The organism is Nitrosomonas communis (assembly GCF_900114745.1).
GTDB lineage: Bacteria > Pseudomonadota > Gammaproteobacteria > Burkholderiales > Nitrosomonadaceae > Nitrosomonas > Nitrosomonas communis_A.
Genome location: NZ_FOUB01000006.1, coordinates 106,571 through 120,841 on the forward strand (window position 1 = coordinate 106,571; position 14,271 = coordinate 120,841).

General features: G+C 43.8%; 15 protein-coding genes. 11 read left to right on the forward strand and 4 right to left on the reverse strand.

Annotated features, from left to right (window positions below):
- Window positions 1–111: 111 nt before the first annotated feature.
- Together BM122_RS04305 and BM122_RS04310 are read right to left on the reverse strand one after the other, a co-directional pair.
- Window positions 112–1,311, reverse strand: coding sequence for an acetyl-CoA C-acyltransferase (locus BM122_RS04305; protein ID WP_074903978.1), 1,200 nt, complete (start codon window positions 1,309–1,311; stop codon window positions 112–114).
- A 43-nt stretch (window positions 1,312–1,354) separates the two neighbouring features.
- Entirely contained in the window at window positions 1,355–3,850 is a 2,496-nt protein-coding gene (locus tag BM122_RS04310) for a 3-hydroxyacyl-CoA dehydrogenase/enoyl-CoA hydratase family protein (RefSeq protein WP_074903980.1), read from the reverse strand.
- A 467-nt stretch (window positions 3,851–4,317) separates the two neighbouring features.
- On the opposite strand from BM122_RS04310, the gene BM122_RS04315 reads away from it, so the two are divergent.
- From BM122_RS04315 to BM122_RS04360, 10 genes are all read left to right on the forward strand, one after another.
- Window positions 4,318–4,656 (forward strand): hypothetical protein, encoded by a 339-nt coding sequence (locus tag BM122_RS04315; protein WP_074903982.1) that lies wholly within the window; start codon window positions 4,318–4,320, stop codon window positions 4,654–4,656.
- A gap of 61 nt (window positions 4,657–4,717) precedes the next feature.
- On the forward strand, window positions 4,718–5,002 hold the full coding sequence (locus BM122_RS04320; RefSeq protein WP_074903985.1) for a PepSY domain-containing protein: 285 nt from the start codon (window positions 4,718–4,720) through the stop codon (window positions 5,000–5,002).
- Between the two features lie 127 nt (window positions 5,003–5,129).
- On the forward strand, window positions 5,130–5,813 hold the full coding sequence (locus BM122_RS04325) for a response regulator transcription factor (RefSeq protein WP_074903987.1): 684 nt from the start codon (window positions 5,130–5,132) through the stop codon (window positions 5,811–5,813).
- Complete coding sequence (locus BM122_RS04330) at window positions 5,810–7,147, forward strand: ATP-binding protein (RefSeq protein ID WP_074903988.1); 1,338 nt, start codon at window positions 5,810–5,812, stop codon at window positions 7,145–7,147. Before BM122_RS04325 ends, BM122_RS04330 begins: the two co-directional genes overlap by 4 nt.
- A gap of 372 nt (window positions 7,148–7,519) precedes the next feature.
- The gene (gene ispD / locus BM122_RS04335; protein WP_074903991.1) at window positions 7,520–8,224 is read left to right on the forward strand and encodes a 2-C-methyl-D-erythritol 4-phosphate cytidylyltransferase; all 705 of its coding nucleotides are present in this window, start codon (window positions 7,520–7,522) and stop codon (window positions 8,222–8,224) included.
- Window positions 8,221–8,718, forward strand: a complete 498-nt coding sequence (ispF, locus tag BM122_RS04340) for a 2-C-methyl-D-erythritol 2,4-cyclodiphosphate synthase (protein ID WP_074903992.1) — start codon at window positions 8,221–8,223, stop codon at window positions 8,716–8,718. The genes ispD and ispF overlap by 4 nt, the downstream gene beginning before the upstream one ends.
- Complete coding sequence (gene thpR / locus BM122_RS04345) at window positions 8,711–9,262, forward strand: RNA 2',3'-cyclic phosphodiesterase (protein WP_083398332.1); 552 nt, start codon at window positions 8,711–8,713, stop codon at window positions 9,260–9,262. Before ispF ends, thpR begins: the two co-directional genes overlap by 8 nt.
- Window positions 9,263–9,307: 45 nt before the next feature.
- Window positions 9,308–9,982, forward strand: a complete 675-nt coding sequence (gene tsaB / locus BM122_RS04350) for a tRNA (adenosine(37)-N6)-threonylcarbamoyltransferase complex dimerization subunit type 1 TsaB (RefSeq protein ID WP_074903996.1) — start codon at window positions 9,308–9,310, stop codon at window positions 9,980–9,982.
- On the forward strand, window positions 9,979–10,440 hold the full coding sequence (gene rimI, locus BM122_RS04355) for a ribosomal protein S18-alanine N-acetyltransferase (RefSeq protein ID WP_074903998.1): 462 nt from the start codon (window positions 9,979–9,981) through the stop codon (window positions 10,438–10,440). The genes tsaB and rimI overlap by 4 nt, the downstream gene beginning before the upstream one ends.
- Complete coding sequence (locus BM122_RS04360) at window positions 10,437–11,174, forward strand: uracil-DNA glycosylase (protein WP_074904000.1); 738 nt, start codon at window positions 10,437–10,439, stop codon at window positions 11,172–11,174. The genes rimI and BM122_RS04360 overlap by 4 nt, the downstream gene beginning before the upstream one ends.
- Before the next feature lie 321 nt (window positions 11,175–11,495).
- Here BM122_RS04360 and lplT read toward each other — a convergent pair whose 3' ends face one another.
- Entirely contained in the window at window positions 11,496–12,770 is a 1,275-nt protein-coding gene (lplT, locus tag BM122_RS04365) for a lysophospholipid transporter LplT (RefSeq protein WP_074904001.1), read from the reverse strand.
- 316 nt (window positions 12,771–13,086) lie between these two features.
- Window positions 13,087–13,587, reverse strand: coding sequence for a septal ring lytic transglycosylase RlpA family protein (locus BM122_RS24830; protein ID WP_074904047.1), 501 nt, complete (start codon window positions 13,585–13,587; stop codon window positions 13,087–13,089).
- Window positions 13,588–13,991: 404 nt separating this feature from the next.
- Here BM122_RS24830 and BM122_RS04375 point away from each other — a divergent pair, with 404 nt between their 5' ends.
- Complete coding sequence (locus BM122_RS04375; protein ID WP_074904003.1) at window positions 13,992–14,234, forward strand: transposase; 243 nt, start codon at window positions 13,992–13,994, stop codon at window positions 14,232–14,234.
- The last annotated feature ends 37 nt before the right edge of the window (window positions 14,235–14,271 follow it).

Here is a 14,271-nt window from a genome sequence, read left to right on the forward strand (position 1 = left end):
TTATCAGCTTCTCCTTGCCATATTATTTATCCTGTCTGCGACTCGCTTTCGCGTCGTGTTTGATTTTGAAATGGAATGACTCAAAGAAACGGTAGCCTAATCACAGGCTAGTTATAATGCTTCAAATACCCCAGCTGCCCCCATTCCACTGCCTACACACATCGTAATCATGCCGTATTTCAGATGGTGCCGGCGTAAGCCATGCAGCAGTGTCGCGACACGGATTGCACCTGTTGCGCCAAGTGGATGACCAAGTGCGATAGCTCCTCCTAGAGGATTTACCTTGGCCCGATCCAGCCCTAACTCATTGATAACAGCGAGGCTTTGTGCAGCAAATGCTTCATTCAGCTCAATCCAGTCAAGATCATCCAGTTTCATACCCACTTGTTTCAATACCTTAGGGATCGCCTTGACTGGACCAATTCCCATTATCTCAGGTGGAACGCCTGCTATCGTGTATCCAATAAACCTTCCAATTGGTTTTAAATTGAAGCGTTGTAATGCGGCGGCACTCATGAGTACTACTGCACCTGCGCCATCAGACATCTGTGAACTATTTCCTGCCGTGACCGAGCCGTTGGCTGCAAAAACTGATTTCAATTTCGCAAGCGCTTCTAAACTGGTATTGGCACGAGGTCCTTCATCAGTGTCTTTCACAGATTTTACAGTTATGACTTCGTGTGAAGTTAAATCCGGTCTTTTTTCTTCGATTGGGTAGGGAGCAATCTCCTGTTTGAACTCGCCTGTTTCAATTGCTTTTAAGGCTCGTGTGTGGCTCGTCAACGCAAACTCATCCTGTTGTTCCCGAGAGATTTTCCACCGCTGCGCTACTTTCTCGCCGGTGATGCCCATTCCATAAGCAATGGCTACATTTTCATCGTGCATGAACATAGCTGGATTCAGGGCAACCTTATTGCCCATCATTGGTATCATGCTCATGCTTTCAGTGCCACCTGCAATCATCACGTCCGCTTCCCCCAAGCGAATACGGTCTGCAGCCAATGCAACTGTCTGCAACCCGGATGCACAAAAGCGGTTGACTGTCATGCCTGACACGTTGTTGGGCAATCCAGCCAGCAACAATGCTACACGTGCTACATTGATTCCTTGTTCCGCCTCCGGCATAGCACAACCAACAATTACATCTTCGATTGCAGCCGGATCAAGCCCTTCACATTGTTTCAATACTGCTTGGAGAACATGGACAAGCATGTCATCGGGGCGAATATTTTTAAACATACCGCGTGGGGCTTTACCAACAGGTGTACGTACAGCAGCGACGATATAGGCATCCTGAGTTTGTTTGGTCATGGTTTTCTCCATCAATCTTTAAATAAGGATCTCATCACGATGGCTAATTTCTGAGTGGTTTCCCTGTTTTCAAGGTGTGCGCGATGCGCGCTTGAGTTTTCTCTGTTGCCAGCAATTCAATGAATGCTTTTCTCTCCAGCTTGAGAAACCACTCTTCATCTACCAAACTGCCCGGCGTCAAATCGCCTCCACACATGACATGAGCGATTTGGCTGCCGATCAGGTAATCGTGCTCAGAAATAAAGTGCCCCTCTAGCATATTGACTAATGTTCCTTTGAATGTCGCAATCCCAGTAGATCCCGCTACTGGAATTCCGCGCGGCATCAAAGGCGGACGATAACCTGACTCTGCCAGCGCAAGTGCTTGTATTTTCGCTGCATGAAGAAGTTCAAAACGGTTCATGATGATCGGATCAGTCGGAAGCAAATAGCCCAGTTTTTTTGCCTCCTCGGCGCTTTTTGCAAGTTGAGCCATCCCGACTATCTGGAAGTAATGTTTTAGTTGGGGAAAAGGATCATCATCTATTGCATTTCGTGCTGCTCTCAATGCCAGTTCTTTACATCCTCCGCCGGCCGGTAGCAAGCCCACGCCTGCCTCAACCAGACCGATATAGCTTTCCAAAGTGGCAACAGTTCTATCGCAATGCATCGCAAACTCACAGCCTCCTCCTAAAGCAAGCCCATCGACTGCCGCCACCGTTGGAATCATGCAGTATCGGAGATGCTGCGACAGTTGCTGGAAGCGCGTGATCAGCGTTTCTACTTCTGCGAGTTTGCCAGCCATCAATGCATCTGCTAGATCCAGACTTCGCGCGGCTTGCAGAATGGTCGATTGAGCTGTTTTCTTAACTTTCTTCACGAATTGATCAAAAGCGGAGGGTGGTTCCTCACTTTTAGGTTTCTCTGTCGCTTTTTGCAGATTAGCACCTGCCGAGAAAGGGGGTTCGGTTTGCCAAATCACGAGCGCACGCCAGTGACGCTCAGCTTCCTCGATTGCCCGCTGCAATCCATTGAGTACTTCGATATCAATCGTATGCATCTTACTCTTGAAGCTGACAATCGCTATTTCATCTCCAGTATGCCACATGCGTATTGCATTTGTTTCAAAGATGGTTTCACCATATATCTTTTCTTCACCCGCCAAGCGATCAGGAAATGCTTGTCTGCGATATACCGGCAATGTTGATCGCGGTTGCATCCCATGTATTACCGGTGCGTAGGAGCCTTGCGTGGTATGTACACCTGGCGCCGCATTTTGTCCTACTTCTTGTACCCAGGCAGGAAGGGGAATGTTGCTCATGCTTTTGCCAGCGGCGATATCTTCATTGATCCAGGCAGTAATCTGGTTCCAACCAGCAGTCTGCCAAATTTCAAACGGCCCCTGATTCCAGCCAAACCCCCAGCGAATCGCGAGATCGAGATCACGCGCATTATCTGCAATTGCAGATAAATGAAAAGCGCAGTAATGTAACAGATCACGATGTATTGCCCACAAAAATTGAGCTTGTGGATGCTCGCTGAGTCGCAAAGCAGCAAATTTTTCAACTGGATTCTTTTGCTTGAGTAGCGATTCAACATCACTATCCAATGTACTTTCGGAAAGATGGTAAGTATTGGTAGCTAGGTCAAGTACCTGAATTTCTTTATTAACTTTTCGATAGATTCCCTTTCCTGATTTCTGACCGAGTGCACTTTGATCGATCAAGGTCTGTAACCAGTTGGGAATGATGTAATAGCGATGCCAGGGATCATCGCTCAATGCTTTATGCATGGTATTGATGACATATGCGAGAATATCTAGACCTACGATATCCGCAGTGCGGAAAGTAGCACTCTTGGGGCGCCCAATGAGGGGGCCCGTCAACTTGTCAACCAGATCAAAGCCTAAGCCAAATTCTTTTGCATGATGCATAATCGCCAGCATGGAGAACACACCTACACGGTTAGCGATAAAGTTAGGTGTATCTTTCGCCCGAATGACCCCCTTACCCAGATAAGTCACTAAAAATGCTTCCAGATCATCAAGTATTCCGGCATCGCTCTCCTTGCAAGGAATCATCTCGACCAAATGCATATAACGCGGGGGATTAAAAAAGTGAATGCCGCAAAAGTGATGACGTAATTCTTCAGGAAAAGCCTGCGCCAATTGATTGATCGATAGACCGGATGTATTGCTGGCAAAAATGGTATGCGGACCAAGATGAGGCGCAACTTTGGTATACAGATCGGTTTTCAAATCCATACGCTCAGCGATCGCTTCGATGACGAGATCACAGTCCGTGAGTAATCCGAGGTGCTGATCATAATTGGCGGACTGAATACAAGCTGCTTTGGAAATTACCGATAGTGGAGCAGGCTCAAGTTTTTTTAGTTTTTCGATTGCTTTCGTTGCAAGCGCACTAGGATCGCCAGATTCAGTAGGCAGCTCAAATAAAAGTGTTTCAATATTAGCGTTTACCAAATGCGCTGCAATCTGCGCTCCCATGACTCCTGCTCCCAGCACTGCGGCCTTGCGTACAATAAAGCGATAGTTACTCAATTTTCTCCCTCCGCCTGATCTGGTTATTGGATGAAGCTGCTAATGCAGCACATTTCTGCATAATTGCTTGATTACATCCTATTTGGATGACTATTTCAAGCTTTCTGCTCAAAAGATTACAAGCATGAACCTCAAAGAGCAAGTGGGAGTTGTTTCATTTTTGTAAAGATTGATGTCAATTACTTAAGGGCACCTCTAAAAATTCAGAGTTTTAAACAAAACGAGGCGAGAACAACAAATGTTGGCACTGCATATGATTGATATGTGAGGAAACGTTTTTGCGAACAACGTATTGTGACGAAATATGAATTTTTAGAGGTGCCCTTAAGCAAAATTAAGGTATAAGCATTTGTCATCCTATTTATTTCTTTTTAAATTGTTCAGTTTGTATTCATGATTCCCGGGATAAAGTAATCATCAACAGAAGAAATTCTGATCAATAAAAAAAACAATTAAGGAGGTGTAACATGAAAACGAGAACTAAAACAGGCATAGCGATAAAATTATTATCTGGAATGTTGTTAAGTATTGCTTTAGTGATTCCCATCGTGGTTGAAGCTGGAAGAGGACATCACCACCACCACCATCATCGTCACCAACATCATGATCATTATCGCCATTATCATCATGATCATCGCCACCACCACCATCATAATCATTACAATACACGGAATATTTATTACAACCAACCTTACTATCCTCCTGCTTATTATCCACCAGTTTATGGTAGTTATTATGGTGTAGCACCGAGAAACTTTTTCTTTGGCATTAACACGGGAAATGCCCGTTTTATGTTAGGCTATTAAGCATCATGGCCGGTAGTAGAAAACGTTATTCTACTATTGGCTGGCTTATAGCTATTAAAGAATGATGACCTATCGATATTGCTTGGTGATTGCTGTTTTTTTTTTATTTATCATGCCTGCGGCTACTCTTGCGCAGAAAGATTCTCTTTATTATCAACCGAGCAATCAGCACATGGAAATTTCCCAACAGCAAGCAGTTACTATTGCACAGCAGCATATTCCCGGCCGTCTTCTATCTGTTCAGCGTGTGCCTGATAGTTATCGTGTCAAGATTTTAAGTAACAGAGGAACTGTGCGCATTGTGACCATAGATGCTAATAGTGGCGCCGTTATTGCTACTCATTAGAACAGAAAACATTCCCATGCAATTCTGGCTACCTAGATGATCGAGTGAAATAAGCTATGTATGATCACGTTTGTAGATTTTTAGGTTTAACACAATATCTGACTATTTAAGCTACCCGATTGACATCATGCGAATCTTGCTTATTGAAGATGAAATCAAGCTGCAAAAGCAAATTAGTCAGCAGCTGGAGGCAGATGGATATATGGTCGATACTTGTGATAACGGCGAGGAAGGTTTGTATATTGCAAGTGAATATCCGTTAGATGCAGCTATTATTGATATCGGCTTGCCTGGCTTATCTGGCCTTGAAGTGATTGCTACTTTACGAAAGCGAGGAAGCTTGCTTCCCATACTTATTCTTACAGCACGCAATAGCTGGCAAGATAAAGTTAAAGGTTTGGAGATGGGGGCGGATGATTATCTTGCCAAGCCATTTCAAATGGAAGAGTTACAGGCCAGACTCAAGGCGCTTCTGCGCCGCGCAACTGCCATACCGAGTACAACATTGAAGTCTGGACCTATTACACTGGATACGGCCGAACAAACGGTTAAATTAGGTAATGACATTGTTGATCTGACTACTTTTGAATATCGCTTGCTGGAGCATTTAATGCGTCATCAAGGTGAGGTCATTTCCAAACAAACCCTTACTGATTATCTCTATTCCCACGATGATAATCATGATAGTAATGTGTTAGAGGTTATGATTGGACGCTTGCGCCGTAAACTTGATCCTGACGGAAAGCTTAACCCAATAGAAACATTACGTGGACGTGGTTATCGCTTTGCGATCAAATCCTCATCATCATGAAATCACTCAATCAGCGTATTTTATTCAGTGCCTCATTAGTACTTTTTATCTTTATTGTGGGTACTGCGTTGACGCTGGATCGAGCCTTTTACGACAGCGGTCAAAGGGCACTACAAGACCGGATGCTTGGCAAGCTTTTTCTGCTGATGGGAGAGGTTGAAGTTGACGAGAAGGGTAGTGTATCCATGCCAGAAGAACTGCCAGCTCTGATTGAATTTGAGCAACTCAATTCAGGCGTTTATGCATTTATTACGGATCATACCAATACCCTTGTCTGGAAATCGTTTTCTACTTTGAGTATTCCTATACCATCACGAGCTCCTCTATTAGAAGGTGAGAAAAAATTCGAGCAGATCACGCTTAATGATGAGCCACACTTTATCTATAGTTTTGCTGTAGCCTGGGAAACAGATGGGGGTGACTATTCGTTTATTTTTCATGTGATCATGGAGAGTACGTCGCTTGAGGCGCAAATAGACAGCTATCGTACAGACTTGTGGGGTTGGTTGGGAGTGATGGGATTCTTATTATTGATTATGCAGACGCTAACATTGCATTGGGGGCTTCGACCGATGCGTCAAGTCTCATCTGAGTTAAATGCCGTTGAATCCGGCGTGCAGGAAAGTGTACAAGGAGTCTATCCAGTCGAATTAAAACGCCTTACCGACAATATCAATTCGCTCATCCAACACGAACGAAAACATCAGAAGCGTTACCGCAATGCGCTAGCCGATTTAGCGCACAGCCTTAAAACACCTTTGACCATCCTACGAGGTACAATCAGAACCGAAAGGCTTTCAGAGAATATGCAAACTGTTCTCGATGAACAGATCAACCGAATGGATAGTATTATTCAGTATCAATTACGTCGTGCTGCGACAGCTGGCAGCTCGCCTGGAACAAGGTTAATTGCATTACGCCCAGTCGTTGAGAAAATTGTTAATACAGTTAATCGCGCTCATTACGAGAAATGCCCGGAGATTATCATTGAAATTGGGTCTGAGTTTTGTTTGAGAATGGATGAGGGCGATTTAATGGAATTGCTTGGGAATTTAATTGATAACGCTTTCAAATGGTGTCGGCGGACAGTCACCATATCAGCCCAGTGCGCACACGATGATATCGTGCTCAAAGTAGAAGATGATGGCCCCGGTATCAAGCAAGAAGAAATAGGCAGACTCACTGAACGCGGAGTCAGAGCTGATCAAGCGATGCCAGGCCACGGCATTGGCTTAGCCATTGTGCGTGATATTGCTCAGGCATACGATGGGGTCTTATTTATCGAGCCGGGCAAGAACATTGGAGCATCTTTTATCATCAGAATAAAGCGTTAATAGAAATTCTTGCAATTCAGGCTATTTCAGTCTTAAATTGTGCATCTTTTATTGATGCGCAATGCTCGTCTGCTGGATTCTGTGTGCTGTAAGGCGTCAGATAAGAAAGGATATGAGATAATTACGCATAAATACTTTAACAAGTAGTTCCATTTCTAAATCAAAAATGACACGAAGGCGAGTCGCAGACAGTATCAATAATACGGCAAGGTGAAGCCGACAAAGTCAGTTTTGATGTAGATATGGAATAATAAGATACCATGAACTATCCGCAGCATTAAGTATTGTTGATTTCTGAACTGAAAAAACAGAGCCTAAATACCGTCTAGCCTTATTCCCATTAAACCAGTTAAATCAGTTGAAAAACCAAGCATGCCTAGATTTATCGCATTGATTCCTGCTGCAGGCAGCGGCTCGCGCATGAATAATGAATTACCAAAACAGTATTTGTCTTTGGCGGATAAGCCAATGATTTATCATGCCTTACATACTTTGTGCCACTCCTCGCATATCTTTAGAGTATTTGTTATTCTCGCCCCGGATGATAATGAATGGAATTGTTACGATTGGTCATCCTTTGCTGGTAAATTGGTCGTGAAGTATTGTGGAGGGGCAACGCGTGCTGACAGCGTATTGAATGGATTGAAGGCAATGCAAGCAGACGGATCTATCGGTAATGATGATTGGATCCTTGTACATGATGCAGCACGTCCTTGTCTGACTATCTTTCAACTTGACCAACTCATTGATACACTCGCACTGGACGAGGTTGGCGGCTTATTGGCTATCCCAGTTGCGGATACCTTAAAACGCGCTGATTCAAATCAACGTGTGATGGGTACAAAATCCAGAAATGGCTTATGGCAAGCGCAAACACCGCAGATGTTTCGCTTGGGTTTGTTAATGGATGCGCTGAGTAAAGTGAATAGTGCCGCTATAACGGATGATGCAAGCGCGATCGAAGCTTTAGGTCTTCGTCCCAGATTGGTGCAGAGCGATGCTTATAACTTCAAGGTCACTTATCCTCAAGATTTGGCCTTAGCCGAACTTATTTTGCAAAAAAGGGAAACAAAGTGAAGAATATAAGAGTTGGGCAGGGTTTTGATGTGCATCCACTAGTAGAAGGTCGTGATCTGATCATTGGTGGTGTAGCGATTCCTTACGAGAAAGGACTGATGGGGCATTCTGACGCAGATGTTCTGCTGCATGCGCTGTGTGATGCATTAATTGGTGCAGCTGCATTAGGTGATATCGGTCAGCATTTTTCCGACAAGGATGCACGTTATAAAGATATTGACAGCCGCGTGCTATTACGTGAGGTGCAACGCTTGTTGATCAGCAAGCGCTACAGGGTCATCAATATCGATGCAACGATTATCGCTCAGGCACCTAAAATGGCCCCTTATATCTTAGCAATGGTGACTAACATTGCCCAGGATTTGGATATGTCTACCAGCGATATTAATATCAAGGCAAAAACTGCGGAGAGGCTTGGCTTTGTAGGTCGGGGTGAGGGGATTGTGGCCGAAGCCATTTGTTTGATCGCGAAAACTGACGACATTTGTGATTAAAGCAAATATTTCTCCCGAAGAGACTATAAAAGTTTTTTTTGCAGTCTGGCCTGATGCCGCTGCCCAAGAAAGACTGAGCAAGCTAGCCAGCCAACTCGCTAGCCTTTGTAGGGGTAGGGCAATTAACCTCCCTTTGATCCATCTCACCTTGGTATTTGTTGGAAATGTAACTGGTCAGCAACTTGAAACACTGTGTCAAGTAGCGAATGAAGTCAAACAATCAAATTTCCATTTGACTATGGATGAAATTCAGTACTGGCAACATAATCGCATTGTCCATATTGGCCCAAGCCAATGTCCTGCTAAGCTTTCTGCATTAGTAAATGATTTGCAGAATAGATTGTCTCAGGCGGGCTTTTCACTGGAAAAACGCCGCTATATTCCACACATTACTTTGGTAAGAAAAGCTTTGTGCAGAAATTTACCAGATTTGACGGCTTCGATTGCCTGGCACGTCAATGAATGGGCATTAGTGCAATCCAAACAGACCGATCAGGGCACGGTTTACTTGTCACTTGACCGCTGGCCTCTTGAAGAAACCTGAAGTCCGTTATCATATTGATATCCTTAAAGATTCCTTGAGTACCTAATGAAGATCCTAGCGCTCGATACATCTACTGAATATTGCTCACTCGCACTCTGGCTGGATGGTAATATGCTGTGCAAAGAAGTATTGGCCGGGCAAAAGCATACTGAGTTACTGCTACCGATGTTACAAGAAATGTTGGCCAAATCCGGGCTGGCTTTGACACAATTGGATGGCTTTGCTTTCGGTGCCGGTCCAGGATCATTTACGGGCTTGCGGATAGCATGTGGCATAGTGCAAGGATTGGCATTGGCAACAGACCTGCCTATTATCGGGATTAGCACGCTGGAAGCAATGGCACAAAGAATTGGCACAAGCCATGTCATGGCGGCGCTGGATGCGCGTATGGGTGAAATTTATTATGCTGCCTATACTCAAACAGTTGATAGCTGGTCAATTATACAAGCACCTATTCTCTGCTTGCCCCAGCATATACCTCAGCTACCGGGCGAGCGATGCTGGGTTGGGTGTGGGAGTGGTTTTGATCAGCACCATGAATTGCTAAGCCATCTTTACAGCAATAGTTTGTGTCGAATTGAGCAGGGATGTTATCCCCATGCCCAAGAAATAGCGCAACTCGCTGCGCCAAAATTGATGAAAGGGTTAGGCATTGCTGCCGAAGAGGCTGCTCCTGTTTATATACGAAATAAGGTAGCTTTGAAGGAAAATGAGCGATGAGCAATTCCTTGCAACAAACCTATCAGATCAGGGAAATGCGCTTGGAAGATGTGCGTCGTGTCATCCTCATCGAACGTGATATTTTTCTTTTCCCTTGGTCAGAAATGAATTTTGCTGATTCGATCAGAGCAGGCTACTACTGCCGCGTGGTAGAACTCAACGATTTGCTGATAGGCTATGCTATTATGATGACAGGTCCCGATGAGGCCCATATTCTAACAATTGGCATTTCAGCTCAATGGCAGCATCAAGGCTGGGGTTGCAAGATGCTACAGTATTTCATTGATCTTGCCAGACAACAGCAGGCTATAGCAGTCTTGTTGGATGTGCGTGAGTCCAATATTGCTGCGGCCAATTTGTACCGGCGATTAGGTTTTAAACAAATCGCGATACGTAAAGGATATTATCCTGCCATGTGTGGGCGTGAAGATGCACTGGTGATGAGGCTGGAGTTATGAGTCGACGACGCAAGGAAACACTGCGCGAGCTTGGTTTAACCCCTATTTGGCATCGCAGGGCAGACAGTGCTCTGGATGAGTCAGCACCATCGACTTTGGCGAGTGATCGGTCTGTTCCAAAAGTCAATGCCGCAAAAGAAGTAACTAATGATCGAGAAGCGCAAATTTCAAGGATGGATTGGGCGCAGCTCAAATCTACCGTTGCTGGCTGCATAGCATGTCCGTTATGTGAGTCAAGAACGCAAACGGTGTTCGGGGTGGGGGATGAACAGGCTAATTGGTTGTTTATTGGAGAAGGGCCCGGCGCACGAGAAGATAAAACAGGCGAGCCATTCGTTGGTCAAGCGGGTAAATTGCTTGACAATATGCTGAGGTCTATTCAATTACGGCGCGGTGAGGGGGTCTATATCACCAATATCGTAAAATGTCGACCGCCTAATAACAGAGCCCCTGAACCTGGCGAGGCTGAACAGTGTCGACCTTATCTGAAACGACAAATCGTTCTGATTAAACCTAAACTTATTGTTGCGTTGGGGAAGGTTGCAGCACAGAATTTACTGCATACCAATGAAAATATTGCCAATCTGCGTGGCATGTTACACTCCTACGCAGATATTCCTTTGATTGTTACTTATCATCCAGCTTATCTGTTACGTTCGCTCACGGACAAAGCCAAAGCATGGGAAGATTTATGCTTCGCCAAAGCAACAATGCAATCATTGTTGGCACAATGATTTTCCCGGTAAAGCAGTGATTCCATTTTTAATCAAACCTGTCATTGTCAGCTTCTCCTTGCTGTATTAGTTTTTATACTGTTGCGGCTCGTCTTCACGTCATTTCTGATGAGAAAATGGAATAACATGAGGGCGCCTCTAAAAATTCAGAGTTCTAAACCAGACAAGGCGAGAACAAAAAATGTTGACGTAGCATATTCCTGATAGGTAAGGAAACATTTTTTTGTGAGCAACGAAGTATTATGATGAAACGGGGTAAGCAGGCAATCCACGAAGCGGATGCTCGCAAATATGAATTTTTAGAGGTGCCCATGATCATCATCAATGTATTTTATGCATGCCAATCAGATGAAGTGAATCCTCTTTACTTTGATTAAACAGGTGCCATTTACGGATGAGAAACATAGAGATAGCCACCAATAAACCAAATAGCGCAATAACAACGTAAATATGCACATCCAGCATGATGAGTAGTGCATACAGCAATATCATCACAAGAATACTGAAATTCTCATTGAAATTCTGGACTGCGATTGAATGACCGGCACCCATCAAAATATGTCCGCGATGCTGTAGCAGGGCATTCATCGGTACCACAAAAAAACCTGCTAGACCACCGATCAAGATAAGCAACACAACCGCAATCCATAAATCTCGTACAGTAATCATCGTCATAACGACTATACCCATGGCAATACCGAGTGGAATGACTTTTACTGAATCCCGCAGAGAAACTAATTTAGCTGCTAAAACCGCTCCGAGTGCAATACCAACTGCCACTACGCCTTGTAATTGCGCAGCTTGATTGAGTGGAAAGCCCAGTGCAATATCAGCCCATTTCAAAACAATAAACTGTAAAGTCGCGCCTGCCCCCCAGAACAAAGTTGTGACAGCAAGCGAGATCTGTCCAAGCTTGTCGGTCCATAACAATTTCACACAGTGTGCAAATTCGTGGATCAGGAATGAAGGATTCTTTTTGAGTATGCGATGATCGACTCCTGTATTGGGTATGTATAAATTAAAAGTGGCTGCAATCGTATAACACACTGCAACAAGCAGAAGCGCTACTTCTATGTGGGTATCGATGCCTGTATCAATAAAAGGAAAATCAAGCGATAGTAAGGCAGACGAAATAGCTGGGGTGATGAGAAGTCCGCCAAACACTGTGCCAAGTACGATAGAAGCTACAGTTAATCCTTCAATCCAGCCATTGGCAATGACTAATTTTTCCGGGGGCAGCAACTCAGTCAATATGCCATACTTTGCAGGAGAATAAGCTGCTGCACCTAGCCCTACTATGGCATAGGCACTGAGCGCAACATATTGGTCTATCGCAAAGAACAAAAGGGTACAGCCCACGATTTTAATCGAGTTACTGATAAGCATGACTCGACCCTTTGCCATGGAGTCAGCAAATGCACCAACAAAGGGTGCCAGCATGACATAGAACAGCACAAATACAAATTTGAGCATGGGGGTAAGAAAGGTAGGGGCTTGTAAGTCAGTCAATAGCGCGATCGCTACTACCAATAATGCATTATCAGCTAATGACGAAAAAAATTGTGCCGCCATTATTGTATAGAATCCGCGCTCCAAGAGTCCTCCTTAATAACCTCGATTTAAAATCTTTCCTGTAATACTTATCAGAAAATAGTAGTGTATATCCTAAAAGGAATAGTACCCGTAAACTGAATGATACCTTTTATGTATCTCATCTAGATGAAAATTTTATTTCGTCTTAGTCATTCCATTTCTAAATTAAACCTGACTTTATGGGCTTCACCTTGCCATATTATTTATCCTGTTGGCGGCCCGCCTTTGCGTCATGTTTGATTTTAAAATGGAATAACACGCAAAATATCAATATTATAGCGATAGCTATTCCGAACGATGGATCCGTGACAGTGGACCATTATGGATTGCTGGCCATATTTTCGAGGTATTCTACCCTTACTTCGGTAAGGCCATGCAAACCAATCTTTTTAGCTGCACCATGTGATAGATCAATTAATCTGTTTCTTTTAAAAGGGCCGCGATCATTGACAATGACATCTACAGCACGTCCATTACGAAGATTGGTAACTCTTACTTTGGTGGGCAAGGGGAGAGTTCTATGTGCAGCAGTTAATCCTTGCGGGTTAAAACGTGTACCCATTGCAGTTCGATTACCCGATTCCTTGCCATACCATGAAGCAATTCCTTTCTCACGATAACCTACCGCTGAGGATATTGGATAATATGTCTTGCCTCCTACTTTGTAGGGTCTATTGTACGGTGCATTTTGCTTGCTACGAGATAAGGATGAGGTGGAAGTTTTGGTAGGAATAGAACAGCCACTGAATAAAAAAGCGAACAGCAATATCAATATGCCGGTAGTACTTGAAAGCGGTAAATTGATAGTCGTTCTTCGCAATTTTATAAATTTGATCGCATATAGTTTATATACCGGAATTATTTTTGTTTTAAATAGAGTGAATCTTGATTCTATTATCGTCATTATCCACCTTTATGATATTTTTAAGGCTGCTCAATGGTCTTTTAATTTCAGCGAGAGAACATTTAGCTCAGATTGAACGTATTAGATTAGCTTTGTTTCAGATTTCACACACTTTCCCAACTAATGAAATCAAATGGTGTAACTTATTCTAATAAGAAACACTAAATTTAATATCATACAATCGTTTTTGTTTTGGCCATATATGTTAGAGCTAAATAAATAAGGTAATCCCCCGGCTATGCCGGGGGACTATTAAAGGTTTGACCGTGTGATACGGTCACCGTGATTCTTTTAGCTTGATCAAGAGCTAGGAGAATCAAATGAGAGATTCTCAGAGTTTGGCCCATACGACATGGGACTGTAAGTACCATATCGTATTTATTCCGAAAAGAAGGAAGAAAGTGATATTCGGAATGATACGAAAACACTTGGGAGGTGAAAATTTTTGGGCACGTGGTTATTTTATATCCACGGTAGGATTAGATGAAGAGATGGTCAGAGAATATATCCAGCACCAAGAGAAAGAGGATGAGCACTATGATCAGCTCAAGCTTGGTATGTGATACCACCTTTAGGTGGCTCCAATTCTTGCCCCTTTGA